At 59.4% G+C, this 15,442-nt stretch carries 10 protein-coding genes; 9 read left to right on the top strand and 1 reads right to left on the bottom strand.

The window, feature by feature from the left end:
- The first annotated feature begins 56 nt into the window (after positions 1 to 56).
- The 9 genes from BGE01nite_RS10320 to BGE01nite_RS10280 all read left to right on the top strand — a co-directional run bounded on the left by BGE01nite_RS10320 (position 57) and on the right by BGE01nite_RS10280 (position 14,842).
- The gene (locus BGE01nite_RS10320; RefSeq protein WP_246145698.1) at positions 57 to 1,295 is read left to right on the top strand and encodes a phenylacetate--CoA ligase family protein; all 1,239 of its coding nucleotides are present in this window, start codon (positions 57 to 59) and stop codon (positions 1,293 to 1,295) included.
- Positions 1,296 to 1,335: 40 nt separating this feature from the next.
- Positions 1,336 to 2,013: an ABC transporter ATP-binding protein gene (locus tag BGE01nite_RS10315; RefSeq protein ID WP_146850372.1), complete on the top strand. Its 678-nt coding sequence runs from the start codon at positions 1,336 to 1,338 to the stop codon at positions 2,011 to 2,013.
- Positions 2,014 to 2,136: 123 nt separating this feature from the next.
- Positions 2,137 to 3,381 carry an NAD(P)/FAD-dependent oxidoreductase gene (locus BGE01nite_RS10310; RefSeq protein WP_146850371.1) on the top strand — a complete coding sequence of 415 codons (1,245 nt, stop codon included), beginning with the start codon at positions 2,137 to 2,139 and terminating at the stop codon, positions 3,379 to 3,381.
- Between the two features lie 79 nt (positions 3,382 to 3,460).
- Entirely contained in the window at positions 3,461 to 4,594 is a 1,134-nt protein-coding gene (locus BGE01nite_RS10305) for a hypothetical protein (protein WP_146850370.1), read from the top strand.
- A gap of 6 nt (positions 4,595 to 4,600) precedes the next feature.
- Positions 4,601 to 5,707: a tetratricopeptide repeat protein gene (locus BGE01nite_RS10300; RefSeq protein ID WP_146850369.1), complete on the top strand. Its 1,107-nt coding sequence runs from the start codon at positions 4,601 to 4,603 to the stop codon at positions 5,705 to 5,707.
- A 130-nt stretch (positions 5,708 to 5,837) separates the two neighbouring features.
- Positions 5,838 to 8,123: a TonB-dependent receptor gene (locus tag BGE01nite_RS10295; protein WP_146850368.1), complete on the top strand. Its 2,286-nt coding sequence runs from the start codon at positions 5,838 to 5,840 to the stop codon at positions 8,121 to 8,123.
- A gap of 151 nt (positions 8,124 to 8,274) precedes the next feature.
- Positions 8,275 to 9,510 carry an LL-diaminopimelate aminotransferase gene (locus BGE01nite_RS10290; RefSeq protein WP_146850367.1) on the top strand — a complete coding sequence of 412 codons (1,236 nt, stop codon included), beginning with the start codon at positions 8,275 to 8,277 and terminating at the stop codon, positions 9,508 to 9,510.
- A gap of 190 nt (positions 9,511 to 9,700) precedes the next feature.
- On the top strand, positions 9,701 to 14,341 hold the full coding sequence (locus BGE01nite_RS10285; protein ID WP_146850366.1) for a M57 family metalloprotease: 4,641 nt from the start codon (positions 9,701 to 9,703) through the stop codon (positions 14,339 to 14,341).
- Positions 14,342 to 14,485: 144 nt separating this feature from the next.
- Positions 14,486 to 14,842: a glutaredoxin family protein gene (locus BGE01nite_RS10280; RefSeq protein WP_146850365.1), complete on the top strand. Its 357-nt coding sequence runs from the start codon at positions 14,486 to 14,488 to the stop codon at positions 14,840 to 14,842.
- 113 nt (positions 14,843 to 14,955) lie between these two features.
- Here BGE01nite_RS10280 and BGE01nite_RS10275 read toward each other — a convergent pair whose 3' ends face one another.
- Positions 14,956 to 15,342 carry an ApaG domain-containing protein gene (locus tag BGE01nite_RS10275; protein ID WP_146850364.1) on the bottom strand — a complete coding sequence of 129 codons (387 nt, stop codon included), beginning with the start codon at positions 15,340 to 15,342 and terminating at the stop codon, positions 14,956 to 14,958.
- Positions 15,343 to 15,442 lie beyond the last annotated feature (100 nt).

The following is a 15,442-nucleotide window of genomic DNA, read 5'->3' as shown; positions in this document are numbered from 1 at the left end:
CCCTCGCCATCGCTGCCCAAGTGGAGTCTGACCGTCCGTTCATCGACCGAGCCCGCTTGCGCGCCAACCAATGGCGCAAGCTGAGGTCCATCGTGCTCCACCTCGCCACCTCGGAAGGCTTTTACGCCCAGAAGTTCCGCCAGCACGGAGTCCGCGTGACTTCCATGAACCGGCTCGAGGACTTCATCCAGCAGGTGCCCTTCACCACAAAGTCCGAGCTTCTGCAGGACCGTCTGGAGCATCCGCCCTTTGGCACGAATCTCACGCGTCCCATTGATCAATACACCCGCTTCTGCCAGACCAGCGGCACCAGCAGCGGCCAGCCCATGGCGTGGCTGGACACGGTAGAGAGCTGGGAAGCCATGCTGGCCTGCTGGCGCAGGGTCTTTGATGGCGCTGATCTGGCACGCGGACGTGACCGCATTTTCTTCGCTTTCTCCTTCGGTCCCTTCCTCGGCTTCTGGACCGCCTTTGAGGCTGCGGCCCGGGACTACATGGTGCTGCCAGGAGGCGGCCTTTCCAGCCAGGCACGATTGGAAATGATGGCTCGTTATGGTGCCACCACCCTGTGCTGCACACCCACCTATGCGCTGCGTCTTGGCGAGATGATTGGCGAGGCCAGCGGTGTTGAGCGCATGGCTCTGCGGGTGAACAAGATCATTGTCGCCGGTGAGCCTGGCGGAAGCATTCCAGAGGTGCGTGCGCGCATTGAGCAGCTCTGGGATGCTCGCGTGTATGATCACCATGGCATGACGGAGGTTGGACCGGTGAGCTATGAGATCACCGACTATCCGCGCGATCTCATCACCATTGAGGAAGCTTATCTTGCTGAAGTCATCCATCCCGAGACTGGCGCCGAAGTCGCGGAAGGTGAGCATGGCGAGCTCGTGCTTTCCACGCTGACTCGTGTCGGCTGCCCGCTGCTGCGCTACCGCACCGGAGACTGGGTGAAGAAGCTCGAACGAGGTGGTCGCCTCATCCTCGAAGGCGGTGTGCTCAGCCGTGTGGATGAGATGGTCGTCGTGCGCGGTGTGAATGTCTATCCCAGCGCTATTGAGGCCGTCGTGCGTCAGTTCACCGAGGTGGTGGAGTTCATGGTCGAGCAAAAAAAGGTCGATGCCATGGATGAGATCGAACTGCTCATCGAGCTTAAACCCGATGCCTCCAAGAGTCTTCTCAAACGTCTCGAGGCCCGCCTTCGCGATACCTTCTCACTGCGCATTCCTGTGCAACTCGTCGAGTGTGACACCTTGCCACGACACGAGTTCAAAGCCCGGCGCTGGCGGCGTGTTTGAAGAGTGCTCCGATGCACGTTAATCCTCTGCCCCTCATCTCATGTCTCTGATCACCCTTTCCCACATCTCGAAATCCTACCGCGAACCCGGGAGCGATCAGGTCGTGCCTGTGCTGCGGGATGTCAGCCTCAGTATTGAAGGTGGAGAGTCCGTGGCGATTGTCGGACCTTCAGGCTGCGGCAAGAGCACGCTGCTGAACATTCTCGGCACGCTGGACACACCCGATTCAGGCAGCTACGCCTTGGATGGCGCGAACATGGAGAAATGCACTCCACAGCAGCTCGCGGCCATCCGCAGTGAGAAGATCGGCTTCATCTTCCAGCTGCATCATTTGATGCCGCAGTGCACGGTTTTGGAAAACGTGCTGCTGCCGACGCTGGCTTTGAAGGCACCTGCAGATGACACGCGCAAACGTGCCGAGTCTCTGCTCGCGTCCGTGGGCCTCCAGGACCGCTTGAATTGGAAACCTGCGCAGCTTTCTGGTGGCGAGCGTCAGCGCGTGGCCGTGGTGCGTGCTCTGATCAATCAACCGAAGCTGATCCTCGCGGATGAGCCCACCGGCGCGCTCGATGAGAAGAATGCCGAAGCACTGACCACTCTGCTGCTGGATCTGCAAAAGACGACCGGTGTGAGTCTCGTGCTTGTCACGCATCATCCTGCGCAGGCCGCCCGCATGAGCCGCGTGCTGAAGATTCACGAAGGCATGCTGACGAATTGAGGCGCAATCTACGCCTCCAAAATGACCTTGGATGTTCGAGCTTTGTGACATCATCACCCGAGAGTGTGATGCCTTGTTTCACATGGTCGTTGTGGCGTGAAGTCTGCTCGTTAAAGTGAGCTTATGAAACCCCTCGAAGTTGTAGTGCTGGGCGGCGGATTCGCCGGCCTCACCTGTGCCAAGGCGCTGAATGATGAGCGTGTCCATGTGACGCTGGTGGACCGCTGGAATCATCATCTCTTCCAGCCCTTGCTTTATCAGGTGGCTAGCGCGGGGCTTTCCACCACGGAGATCGCACAGCCACTGCGTGCCATTCTTTCCGACCACAAAAACGTGACCACCTTGATGGATGAGGTCACGCATATCGACCTCGCGACTAAGCAGGTGCTCATGAAGGAGCACACGCTGGGTTATGACTATCTCGTCATCGCTCTTGGAGCCAAGACGGGCTTCTTCGGTCACAATGAGTGGGAAGCTCATACCATGGGCCTGAAGAGCCTGGACGATGCCATGCGCATCCGGCGTGAAGTCTTGCTCGCCTTTGAAAAAGCTGAGTCCGCCAACGATCCCGCGGAGACGAAGAAACTGCTGAACATGGTCATTGTAGGCGGCGGCCCCACAGGTGTGGAAATGGCGGGCGCTCTCGCCGAACTCGCTCAGGTGGTGTTGCGAGATGACTTCCGTCGCATCGATCCTACTCAGGCCCGTGTGCACCTCATCGAGGCCGGTCCGCGCTTGCTGCCCATGTTCTCAGAGGACCTCTCGGAATACACACGCCGGCGTTTGGAAAAGATGGGCGTGCAGGTGCATCTCAATTGTCCCGTGAAGGATGTAGGTGACGGCTATGTGCTCACCGCCGAGGAGCGCATGGAGTCCAGGCTGGTCATCTGGGCCGCCGGTGTGGAGGCCAGTGAAGTGACCCGGACCCTGGCGGGCATTCCGCTGGATCGAGGCGGCCGCATTCAGGTGCAGCCAGACCTCAGTCTTCCTGGGCATCCAGAGGTGTTCGCGGCAGGAGATCTTGTGAGCCTCACGGATAAAAATGGCGTGAAGGTTCCTGGTGTCTCACCCGCCGCCATTCAAATGGGGCAGCACATCGCCAAACTCATTCTCGACGAACCTTCCAGAGAGGCTCGTCCAGCGTATGGCTACTGGGACAAAGGCAGCATGGCCACCATCGGTCGCAAGGCTGCCGTGGCCATGTTCCAGGGCATGCATGTGAAAGGTTTCCTCGCCTGGCTCATGTGGCTTTTCGTGCACCTCATCTTCCTCGTGGGCATGAGAAACCGCGCCTCCGTGTTCCTGCACTGGGTGTGGTCTTACTTCACCTGGCAGCGCGGTGCGCGCATCATTCTGAACAAGGACTGATCGGCGCCCAAAAGGAGTAGGGAAGGGGGCTTGCATCTTGGAGGCGCTTGGCCACAATGGCGCCCCTTTTACCAACCTCATGCCCCCCAATGAAGAAAGCCCTCTCGAGGGCAAAACCACGTTGTCTGCCAGCGAAGAGAACTCTGGTTCGGACGCACTCCTGAAGGCCGCGCAGACCCACATGCAGCAAGGTATCGACCTGCTGTCCACCGGCAAAGAAGGCGCTGCCCAGGAAGCACTTGAAAATTTTGACAAGGCCATCGCCGCAGCCCAGCAGCTCCCATGGCAGACTAACGAAAAGTATCGCTGGTTGCTGGCAGCCTGCTGGATGAACCGCGGCGAGCTGCTCAGCAACGCGGACGATGGTGCAGCACTGGCCGAGGCTGTGCGCAGCTTTGACGAGGCGATCCCTCATCTGGAAAGCCTGCCGCATGACAAGGAAGCGCAGTATCATGGCACACTGGTGATGGCCTGGATGAGCCGTTCCCACGTGCTGCGCACTCTGGCCAACCCTGATGCCTTGACAGAAGCGCTGCTGTCCCTGGGACGCGCGGAGGAGGTCCGCAAGACAGGACCTGCCTCAAATGACGTGGGCCTGCGTGCTTCCATCATGATCAATCGCGCGGCGCTGCAACTCGAGTTCACACCACCCAATGCGCTGGAGTCTCTGCAGGAGGCCGATGCATTGATCGAGCTGACCTCTCCTGATGAAGACAAGCAGCCGATGGCCGCGGAACTAGGATTGAAAGCCCGGCATCTGTTCTGCCGCGCTGTGGATACGCTGATGCAGGCAGGACCGGAAGATCCTGCTCAGGCTGAGGAATGGCTGATGCGCACCACGGACCGTATTGAGGAAGCACTGCAACTCGCCGCACGCTGGCGTGAGCAAAACGAGACGCCGGCCTTTGAGAAACTCCAGGTCGAGTTCTTCCGCTTCGGCTGCCATCTCTACCTGGTTTCCCAGCCGCACTTCCTGGCGGAGTTTGTGCTGGATGTGCTGGATGCGGAGCGGGCCTCGCCCATGCATGCAGACTCCAAGGAACTTCGGCAGGCCGGACTGGAGATGCTGGCGGGGGCCAACCAGGCTCTGAAACAGCGCGGCCCTGCCACCTTCGGAGCGCAGAGGATGGACCGCCTGGTTGAGATCATCCAGTCCTTGGACGCTGCCGCCGAGAAAGTTCAAAATCTGCCTGGGCAGGTTCTGGTGGCCTGAAGACGCATGGCCGACAACCTTCCAGCAGACTCTCCTGTCGATCAGGCCAACGATGAGCTGGCCGTGACGGCCAAGACATGGATGCAGCGCGGCATCGCGCTGCTCTCCGCCGGCAGGCAGGAGGTGCTGAAGGAGGCTTTGCATTGTTTTGATCAAGCGCTGGAACGGCGCCGCCAGCTCCCCTGGCAGACTAACGAAAAGTATCGCTGGCTCCTCACGGCCTGCTGGATGAACCGTGGTGATGTGCTCACGCGTCTGGGCGAGCCTTCAATGCTTGTCGATGCCGTGCACAGCTTTGACGAGGCCATCACGCTTCTTGAGGGCCTGCCGTTGGATGCCGATCCGCAGTATCGCGGACGCTTGGTGCTCGGCTGGATGAACCGCTCGCTCGCCCTGCGCTACCAGGGAGGCCCGGAGAGCCTGGACGAGGCATTGTTTTCGTTGTCTCGTGCGGAGGATGCCTTGTTGCAGGGGACTCGGGCACCGGACCTCTCCTTGCTTGCGTCCATCATCATGAATCGCGCCGCTCTGCTGCTCGAGTTCACACCTCCACGTGCGCTGGAAGCGCTGCAGAGCGCAGACACCTTGATCGAGCTCTGCGGCCCCACGGAGGAAACAGATGAACTGGCTTCTGAACTGGGTCTGAAGGCGCGGCATGTGTTCTGCCGCGCCGTGGCCATCCTGCTGGAGACTCCGCCCGTGGATCCCGCTCATGCGGACGAATGGCTCATGCGCGCCACGGATCGTGTGGATGAGGCCATGACGCTCACTGCCATCTGGAGCAAGCACAACACGGCTCCTGGATTCCATGTCCTGCAGTTTGAGCTCTTCCGCTTTGGCTGCCACATGTACCTCGCCTGGCAGCCGCACTTCCTCGCGGAGTTCATTTTGGATGTACTGGATTGCGAACGCGCATCGCCCCTGTTTTCCCATTCGAAGCAGCTTCACGCCGCGGGCATGGAAGCTCTGACCATGGCTGCTGAAGTATTGAAGCGCCGCGGGCCTCTCGACCTTGGATTGAAAAAGGTGGATCGATTGATCGAGATCATCGCTGAATTAAATGCTGCTGCTGAGCGGATCAAAACCAGCCAGGGCATGTTGGAGGCGGGTTAAAATGTGTCCAGGGCAAGCCTTTGTGAGGCCTGCGGATTGACCTTTGTCGCGTGTGCCAGAAAACGAAGCGCGTCGTCGGAAATCGACACTCTCAGATTTCCTGCGGCACCACCACCCGCTCACACTCCCCATGTTGAAGAAGTCCACGCCCTCGTCTCCACGTCGTGCCCGCAAGCCAGCCGCAGAAGCCCTTTCTGTCGCCTCTTTGCTTTGCGCGGCTGGCAGCGTCACCGCCCAGACCGCCCCCACTCCCGTCCCTGATCAGAAGAAGACCGAGAACACCACGGAGATCAATGAGATCATCGTGGAGGGCCGCAAGGACGTCTACAATCCACAGCGCGTGCAGTCGCCCAAGTTCACGGAGCCGGTGCGCAACATCCCGCAGGTGATCACCGTGATCCCGAAATCCGTGATCGAAGACCGTGGAGCCTTCAGCCTTCGTGACGTGTTGAAAAACACCCCAGGCATCTCCATGCAGGCAGGTGAAGGTGTGAGCGGTGCTGGCACCGGTGACAACCTCGCCATCCGTGGCTTCAGTTCCCGCAGTGACTGGTTTGTCGATGGCATCCGTGATCTCGGAACCTATAACCGCGATCCCTTCAACCTTGAGCAGGTGGAGGTCGCCAAAGGCCCAGCCTCCACCACGACCGGCCGCGGCACCACGGGTGGCTCGATCAACCTCGCCACGAAAATGGCGACGCTGGATTCCTTCAACTTTAACACGGTCTCCGGTGGCACGAATGATCTCGTCCGCGGCACCTTTGACGTGAATGAGAAGCTGAGTGACCACAGTGCGATCCGTCTCAATGGCATGTATCACGAGTCTGAAGTCGCCGGCCGCGATGTGGTCCAGCAGAAGCGCTACGGCCTTGCAGCCTCGCTCGCTTTCGGCCTTGGCACAGACACGCGCTTTACCTTGAACTATCAGCGCATCGAGGAAGACAACATCCCTGATTTCGGCATCCCATGGATCCCGCTCACCGGGAATTTCATTGGTGCCGCAAGCAGCCTTGGGAATCATCGCAACAGCCCTGCACCTGTCGATTACGACAACTTCTACGGCCGCGAAGATGTCGATTTCCAGAAGACTCAGGGCGACATGATCACGGCGATCATCGAGCATGATTTCTCCGATCACCTGCACATTCGCAATACCACCCGCTACTCGCGCGTGCACACCAACAGCTTGCTGACCGCACCACGTTTCCGCGACCAGACTCCGGGAGGTGCGGTCAACTACGATGGTACTCTGTCTCGTGAAGAGCAGCGCCGTCAGATCACGAACGAGTTCTTCACGAACCAGACCCTGATCACGGCAGACTTCAAGACCGGCGCTCTCAAGCATGATCTGGTGACGGGTTTCGAGTTCATGGCTGAGCGCCAGCTCCTGGCCACACGTGCGGGCATCACTTCCTTCACCAACATCTTCGATCCGGATGTGGATCTGCCTCTCCCCAACGGGCAGACTAACGCCGGCCGTGACAACCGGACACAATTGCCGGGTGCTGCTGAAGCCCACCTGGACACGGTTTCCGCTTATGTCTTCGACACCATCTCCATCGGTGATCATTGGCAGCTCAGCGGTGGTCTTCGCTACGACCACATTGAGGCCGAGGCACGCGGACGCGGCACCGGTGACTTCTTCGGTGGATCGTCCGAAGGCCCCACCAACACGGATGATCTGTTCAGTTGGAAAGCCGCCATCATCTACAAGCCCGTGGAATACGGCAGTATCTACTTCGGCTACGGCACCTCCTTCAATGCCACGGTCGATGGTACCACGCCTGGTGGCTTGGGGCTGAATACTCCGACGAACCTCACCAGCGCCCAGCTGGACCCTGAGGAAAGTCGCAGCTATGAGCTGGGCACGAAGTGGGACTTGCTCAAGGAGCGTCTGTCTCTTTCGGCCGCCCTTTTCCGCACTGAGAAGACCAATGCCCGCACCACCTTTGCCGGCATCACCAGCCTGGCGGGTGATTTCGTGGTGGATGGCGTCGAGATTGGTGCGTCCGGACAGATCACCAAAAACTGGCAGATCTTCGCCGGAGCTGCCCACCTGGACAGCAAGATCAAGGACTCGTCCAACGCCATCGAAAACGGCGCGGCACTGCCGAGCACTCCTGATTACACCTTCAACCTCTGGACCACCTACAACATCATCGAGCCACTGCAGGTTGGTTTCGGATTCCAATACATGGGTGAGGTGATCGGTTCCTCCACCAATACCACCCGCGTGGTGCCAGATTTCTGGACGATGGACGCCATGGTCTCTTACCGGATCAACGACCACATCAGCCTGCGTCTGAACATCTACAACCTCGCGGATCAGCGCTACATCGAGACCAGCGGCAGCACCGGCCACTTCATCCCTGGCCCCGGACGCTCCGCCGCACTCACCGCCAGCATTAAGTTCTGATCCTGCCGGCAGAGATCAAGAACCACGGCCGGGAGGGATTTTCCCTCCCGGCTTTTTTATGCTCCGAAGTCCACGAAAAGCAGGTCGGCGGGCAGTCACGGGCGCTTGCATCCCCCGGCTGCCTCGCCACTGTGGCGGCCTTTTTCCCGTCATGGCCTACATCAACGAAAACTACAACAAGCTCAAAGCTGGTTACCTCTTCCCCGAAATCGCCCGCCGCGTGAAAGCCTTCACCGAGGCCAATGCTGAGGCCGCCAAGCGCCTGATCCGCTGTGGCATTGGCGATGTGACCGAGGCCCTTCCTCAGGCCGTGCGTGATGCCATGCACAAGGCGGTGGATGAGATGGGTGACCGCTCCACCTTCCGTGGTTACGGCCCGGAGCAAGGTTATGACTTCCTGCGCAATGCCGTGGCCGAGCACGATTTCAAGGCCCGTGGCATTCAGATCGAAGCGGACGAGATCTTCATCTCCGATGGCAGCAAGTGCGATACTGGCAACATCCTGGACATCTTCGGCGCAGGCAACAAGATCGCCATCACCGATCCGGTGTATCCCGTGTATGTCGACACTAACGTCATGGCCGGAAACACCGGTGATGCGGATGAAAGCGGCGCCTATGCCGGCCTGCACTACCTGAAGTGCAATCCTGCCAACGGCTTCGTGCCAGACATCCCGAACGAGCCCGTGGATCTGGCCTATCTCTGCTACCCGAACAATCCGACCGGCGCAGTGGCCACACGCGCCCAGCTTGAGGCCTGGGTGAAGTATGCCCTGGCCAACGGCACCACCCTCCTTTACGACGCGGCCTACGAGGCCTTCATCCGTGATCCCGAGCTGCCACGCTCCATCTATGAGATCGAAGGTGCCCGCGACTGCGCCATCGAGTTCCGCAGCTTCTCCAAGAACGGCGGCTTCACCGGCGTGCGCTGCGGCATCGTGGTCATTCCAAAGGGCCTCATGGGCAAGACCAAGGCCGGTGGCAAGCAGGCCATCCATCCGCTCTGGAGCCGTCGTCACAGCACCAAGTTCAACGGCACCAGCTACATCGTGCAGCGCGGTGCCGAGGCCGTCTACAGTCCCGAAGGCAAGAAGCAGGTCGCGACCCTGATCGAGCACTACATGGGCAATGCCGCCCTCCTGGTGGAAGCCTGCAAAAAGGCCGGTCTGTCCGTCTACGGCGGTGTGAACGCCCCTTACGTCTGGGTCGGCTGCCCGAACGGCATCACCAGCTGGCAGATGTTCGACAAGATGCTCAATGAGGCAAATGTGGTCATCACTCCTGGCAGCGGCTTCGGCAGCGCTGGCGAGGGCTACTTCCGCATCAGTGCCTTCAACAGCCGCGCGAATGTGGAGGAAGTCTGCCGCCGCATCGCCGCCCTGGTTTGATCTTCTGAAAGTCTCATGAAAAACGGCTGCCTCTCCGTGAGGCAGCCGTTTTTTTGTTGGGCATGTCTCACCTTCTCAGAAAGGGGATCCGGCAACAGCATCCGCCCCTCCTCCAGATTGTCTTGATCGTTTGAGGCAAAATTGCTTAAATCGCCTGAGTCTTAGGTGATTGGCCTCATTCTGACCTTCCATGAAACCCCGTCGGTCTCCCTCATTGCTCATGGCTTTGACGACGCTGCTCGTGGGGGTCACCGTGTCTGTTTGGAATGACCAGAAAGCTCCCTCTGACTCGATTCGCCAGCCGTCCCGGCAGACGACCTACAGCGAGGGCAGTCTTTCCGACACTTCATCACTCAAACCCGAACTAAGCGCGAATGAGAAGCAGACAGCGCTTGCAGAACGGCACCAAGTCACCAAGACCAAACTCGCACAACGGATCGAGCCCCCCGTTCCCGCCTTCCGGCTCATTTCTCGACTCACCCATCCGGTGGTCGTGAAGTCTCCGTTCCCAGACGATCCCGTTCCATGGGGTGACCAGGTGGTGACGAGTTCCAGTCTGATCGATCCCGCCTCCATCCGCTCTGAGGCGCTGCTGCAAAAGGGCACGAGCTTAAGTTTTCCAGTTCCTGAAGGTGGCTGGATTTCGGGAAAGATCACCTATCGTGAAATGGAGTCCACCACGGGCCGCTTGAGCATTGCCGGCCAGTTGGCTGACAGGCCCGGCCACTATTTCAGTCTGTTCCGAAAGGGTGCTGAAATCTCTGCCATGATCCTGCTCCCAGACGAGCGGCGTGCTCTCTTGATCCAGCAAGACGAAGCCGGACGTTTGCTTTTGCAGGAGAAGCCGATCGATACCGTCATCTGTCAAAACATGCCGGCAGAGAGCCAGGAGATGGATTCAGGAAGCGACAGCGCTGCCACCCCCGCTTCCATTGCTGTCCCCCTGCTGGACAGCCGTCCGTCCGCCACGGAAGTCCTCTATCTTGATTTCGATGGCGAGGCCGTGACGGATGCGCTGTGGGCGGGCGGCAACACCATCCTGGCAGCGCCAGCAACGATCGCAGGCAGTCCGATCACTCAGGACCAGATCAGACGTGTTTGGAGCATGGTCTCTGAAAACTTTCGACCGTTCAACGTGTCGGTGACCACGGACGCCAGTCGATACTCGGGCGCGCTGGCGGGCAGACGCATGAGATGCATCATCACACCCACAAGAACCGCAAACCCCGGCTCAGGCGGCGTCGCTTATCGAAACAGTTTCTCCAGCGCCGGAATTTCGTTCTCAGCCACCATCTCATGCTGGTCGTTCAATGACTATACCGTTTCTGACATGGCGCTGACGATCACCCATGAGCTCGGACACACGCTGGGCCTCAGTCATGATGGCATTGAGGCCACGAGGAACGAGCCCGCCTACGCCTACTACACGGGACATGGCAGCGGCATCACAAGCTGGGGGCCTTTGATGGGATCCCCTTTTGGCAAGGCACTGACACAGTGGTCACGCGGGGAGTATCTCGGTGCTGATAATAACGAGGATGACGTGGCTTTGATCGCGCGCACCGCCAACAGGTTCGGCTACGCTTCCGATGACATCGGAAACACCAAGGCAACGGCCAGGTTTTTGGACCTCAGCATGACGGGCACCTTTGAGGAAGAAGGACTGGTCCATCAGGAGAACGATGTGGACTTCTTCCGCTTCCACAGCGTCGGCGGCATTTTCACCGTCGCTTGCGCGCCAAGCGCCGACAAACCCAATCTGAATACCAGTCTGGAGCTGTATGATAGCTCCGACTCCCTCGTGGAGCAGTCGAGTCCAGCAGGTGATCTCAGCAGCAACATCAGCATTCGCCTGGCACCTGGAGACTACTTTTTAAAAGTCACCGCCCAGGGCGAGGGCAGCCCAACCAACGATCCACCCACGGGATACAGCCGCTATGGTTCGCTGGGAACCTACAAGCTCCGCCGCTCGCATGCCACCCTTCTGGACCTCAGTTCGGCTAACCAACATTTCGGCATCACGGGAGGCGAGCGAAGTTTTGAAGTGTCCTCGCTCAGTGGATGGAATTGGAGCCTTGATGAAAATGCACCCTGGCTGATCAGCCAGGAAGCCAGCCATCAAAACGGTGATCAGACTTTCACCTTCACGGTTCTGCCAAATTTCACCTCATGGCCTCGCCTGGCCACACTCAAAGTGGCCAGCGGCAGTTTGACCAAGGTTCATACGATCATTCAGGATGCCATGGTGATAGGAGGCAGATGGGAGTGGGGAAGGGTGACTGCCTGGGGGGATGGCGGCCGCGCCCAGGCAAGCATGCCTGACGGATTGGGAGGGATCGTGGCGATCTCCGGCGGACGTCAATTCACCCTGGCACTCAAGGCCAACGGCACGGTGGTTGCCTGGGGGGATGGTGTTTGGTTGTCAGGTCTTGAGATTCCCCAGGGACTCACTGGCGTCATTGCCATTGATGCTGGCGAAAGCCACTGCCTGGCGCTCAAGGCCGATGGCACCGTCATGGCGTGGGGGGAGGACACTGCCGGCCAGACGAATGTTCCCGCTGATCTCAATGAAGTCATGGCCATTGCCACAGGCACCCGCCACAGTCTGGCGCTCAAGAGAGACGGAACCGTCGTTCAATGGGGCCAGGAAATCCCGATGCCAGAGGGCCTTTCAGATGTCGTCGCCATCGCAGCCGGTTCAGGGAACTCCTTGGCTTTGAAAAGAGATGGCACTGTGGTGGCCTGGGGTGACAACAGCAGACTGACGGAGGTGCCCGCAAATCTCCGGGACGTGATCGCCATAGCCATGGGTGAATCTCATGCCGTTGCCTTGAAGGTGGATGGCACGATCGCCCAATGGGGCGCCGAGATGACGCAGCCAAATCTCGACGGCATCATGGAGATCGCCTGTGGACAGAATCACACCCTCGCCTTGAAGAATGACGGCACCGTGGTGGCCTGGGGTTCGAACTTGGCAGGACAGACGAGAGTTCCCACAGGCTTGAAGGGCGTGACCTCCATTGCAGCGGGCGCGGAGCATAGCGTGACCTTGAGCAACTCGCAGCCATTCACCACCTACCCGGCCAGCCGAAGCGTGATGGCCCAGGGAGGTTTGCGCAGTTGTGCATTGACCGCCATCGGTGACTGGTCGTGGAGCATCAGTCCGGGCAGCGATTGGATCACGATCACCAGTCCACCTAACCAATCCGGCAATCAAATCCTGCAGTACACAGTGGCCCCCAATGACCTTCCGGCCCGCCGTTCCGCAGCGATCACTTTTACTAATGGCATCTTCAGCACGCGGCATTTCATCACTCAGGAGGGAAGCGGAGTGGCTGGAGTGGAACGTCCCCTCGTCATTCTCCATCGGGAGGTGCCAGCCTTGCGGACGAGCTTGCCAGACACGGCTGGAATCCTCACATTGATCGGCACGCCAACCAAAAGTGTGACCAAACTCAAGCAGGGGATTGAGGGGCAGTTTTTCGCCATCCAGCCTGGGGCGGCGGTGATCGTGACTGCTGCGGTCAAGACGGGCCATGTCTTCAGTCACTGGCAGGGAGTGCCCGCTGGCGCGCAGGTGCGCGGCAGCACAGTCGCCTTCACCATGCCTGACCACGATGTGCCGGCATTGACGGCCACCTTCGTCACCAATCCCTTTGGTCAGCCTGGCTTCGCTGCCTTTCGGACGAGGCCTCAGTTCCAGGGCTTGCTTCAGCCAGATGAGACGACAGCGCCCGGCAATAGCACAGTGGGTTATTTAGCCGCCACTTTGGTGCCCACCACGGGCAGCCTGAGTGGCAAGATTTCGATGGACGGGCTTGTCACCACCTTCACCGGCTCCCTGTATGGAGATGGATCCGTCTGGTTCAGATCAGGCACCATCATGACTTCACAACTGCCCTTTGCAGGCCGGGAACTGGCGATGACCTGGGATGCAAACGAACTGGCCATGACCGTCACCGGGCCAGACACATCCCGAAGCACCGGGCGGGCGCGGCCTCCGCTCTATTCGGCCAGCCTCCCGGTCCGCCGTGGTCTGCTGGACAGCAAAGGGGTGAAAGGTTACTACACCCTCGCCTTGCCTGCCGTGCCCCAGACTCCGGACATGGCAAACACAGCCTGTCCGCAGGGCACAGGTCAGGCAGGGCTGACGCTCCTCAGCAACGGCACTTTGAATCTGGCGGTCGGTCTGGCTGAAGGAACGAAAGTGACCGCTTCAGGCTATCTGGCCAGCGGGGACGAGATGGACTTGTTTATCATGCTCGCCACTCCCGGAGGCACCACCAAGAAGGGCAGCCTGACGGGAACGCTTATTTTTGACGAGACCCAGGCAGACAGTGATGTCAGCAGTCAGGACATGCGCTGGTTCCGTCCGGCGGCCCAAAGCAAGGCGACGGTCACCCAAGCATACTGCTCAGGATGGCCCGAAGGCATCGCCCTGGGAGCCGTGGGGGCTCTCTATGACAGCACCCTGACGGTGGGAGCGACCCTCGGCTTGGGCTCGCCCGCCCAGGCAGGAAATACCCGGCTTCTGGTGACCGGAGGCAAGCTGGCAGAGGAGATGAGCATCCCCTTCAACCTGGAGGGAAACAAATACCTCAAGCTCAATCCCAAAGACACCACGTGGAGCCTCACTCTGCTGACTGCCACGGGCATGATCAGCGGCACCTTCGTTCCCTCTTCTACCGGCCCCGCAAAGAGAGCCGTCCCCTTCAGCGGGGTGCTGCTGTCCAAGGGCACTAACCGGGGAGGCTGGGGGCATTTTCTGAGCAACCAGGCGGGGGATCTGAACCCTGAAAGCGGCAGCATAGGCCTGCAAAAGCTTCCCTGACCTCCTCACATCTTGTTGATTCTGCCAGATCTGTGGAGCATTGAGTCAGCGGCTGACTCCTGCCAAGCATGAATGGCCATCTTCCACCACGACCATCCGCTGAGTGGTGACGTAACTTCATCGATTTCCAAACAGATCCTTCCTATGAGCCAACCCAAAATCACCGCCTACCTCAAAACCTACTGCGGCTGGAGCGAAGGCGTGCGCGCCATCTTCCGCAAGTATGACCTGCCTTTCGAAGAGAAGGACATCATCAAGAACCCCGCTTTCCGCTGGGAAATGGAGCAGAAGAGCGGCCAGCCCCTCAGCCCCTGTGTTCTCGTCAATGACGTCATGCTCGCCGATATCAGCGGCGAGGAAGTGGAGCGCTACATGATCGAAAACAATCTGCTGACTCCAAGCGATGCCGCCCCGGACGCGCCCATCGACAGCGCCTGCACAGATGCCCAGCACGCCGCCATGGCAGCCGGACAGGTCGGCAAAATCAGCTTCGTGAACTAAGTTTCAGAGCCAGCCGCAAATAAAAAAGCCCGAGGTGCACAATCTCGGGCTTTTTTGCTTCAAATATTCGTCATTCGGGCTTCGTCATTCCGCCGCCGCGAATACGTCCCAGACTACGCCAGCATCGGTGGGTGCATCTCGAAGCGCGGTATGCGCACAAATACCGGCCGCCCCTGCGTGGTCGTTCCAAAAAACGATCCAGTAGCCGTGCTCTCGGCCTTGATCACATGGTAGGAGTTGTAGCTGAAGGTCTGCCCGGGCTCGAGCTTCGGAAACTGGCCCACGACTCCGTCTCCCTCGACCACTAGCGTGTCACCATCCGTGTCCCGCACGATCCATTTGCGGCCAAAAATGTTCACCGTCTCCTCCGAACCATTGTGGATAGACACATGGTAGACGAACGGATGCGGACGGTCCGGCGGGGCAGGGCGGGTGGGGTCGTAAGCGACATCATCCACCGTGGCGGTCAAACCCGGCAGGAGATCAAAAGGAACGGTCATGTGTTAGACTAATATAGTGCCTATCATGTTCCGAACAAGAAGTGGAATGTTTTGTTCAGTTTGGAACCGGGCTAGGAATGAGAGCATTTCAGTTGGGAGG

Origin of the sequence: Prosthecobacter gellanilyticus, from assembly GCF_007992435.1 — a bacterium.
Taxonomy (GTDB): domain Bacteria; phylum Verrucomicrobiota; class Verrucomicrobiia; order Verrucomicrobiales; family Verrucomicrobiaceae; genus Prosthecobacter; species Prosthecobacter gellanilyticus.
The sequence above is the reverse complement of the archived record's forward strand: the minus strand, read 5'-3'. Positions and strand labels throughout refer to the sequence as shown.

Excerpts from the sequence above, each read along its gene's own strand:
- BGE01nite_RS10315 (WP_146850372.1), top strand. The coding sequence starts at position 1,336 with ATGTCTCTGATCACCCTTTCCCACATCTCGAAATCCTACCGCGAACCC.
- BGE01nite_RS10310 (WP_146850371.1), top strand. The coding sequence starts at position 2,137 with ATGAAACCCCTCGAAGTTGTAGTGCTGGGCGGCGGATTCGCCGGCCTC.
- BGE01nite_RS10305 (WP_146850370.1), top strand. The coding sequence starts at position 3,461 with ATGCCCCCCAATGAAGAAAGCCCTCTCGAGGGCAAAACCACGTTGTCT.
- BGE01nite_RS10300 (WP_146850369.1), top strand. The coding sequence starts at position 4,601 with ATGGCCGACAACCTTCCAGCAGACTCTCCTGTCGATCAGGCCAACGAT.
- BGE01nite_RS10295 (WP_146850368.1), top strand. The coding sequence starts at position 5,838 with ATGTTGAAGAAGTCCACGCCCTCGTCTCCACGTCGTGCCCGCAAGCCA.
- BGE01nite_RS10290 (WP_146850367.1), top strand. The coding sequence starts at position 8,275 with ATGGCCTACATCAACGAAAACTACAACAAGCTCAAAGCTGGTTACCTC.
- BGE01nite_RS10285 (WP_146850366.1), top strand. The coding sequence starts at position 9,701 with ATGAAACCCCGTCGGTCTCCCTCATTGCTCATGGCTTTGACGACGCTG.
- BGE01nite_RS10280 (WP_146850365.1), top strand. The coding sequence starts at position 14,486 with ATGAGCCAACCCAAAATCACCGCCTACCTCAAAACCTACTGCGGCTGG.
- BGE01nite_RS10275 (WP_146850364.1), bottom strand. The coding sequence starts at position 15,342 with ATGACCGTTCCTTTTGATCTCCTGCCGGGTTTGACCGCCACGGTGGAT.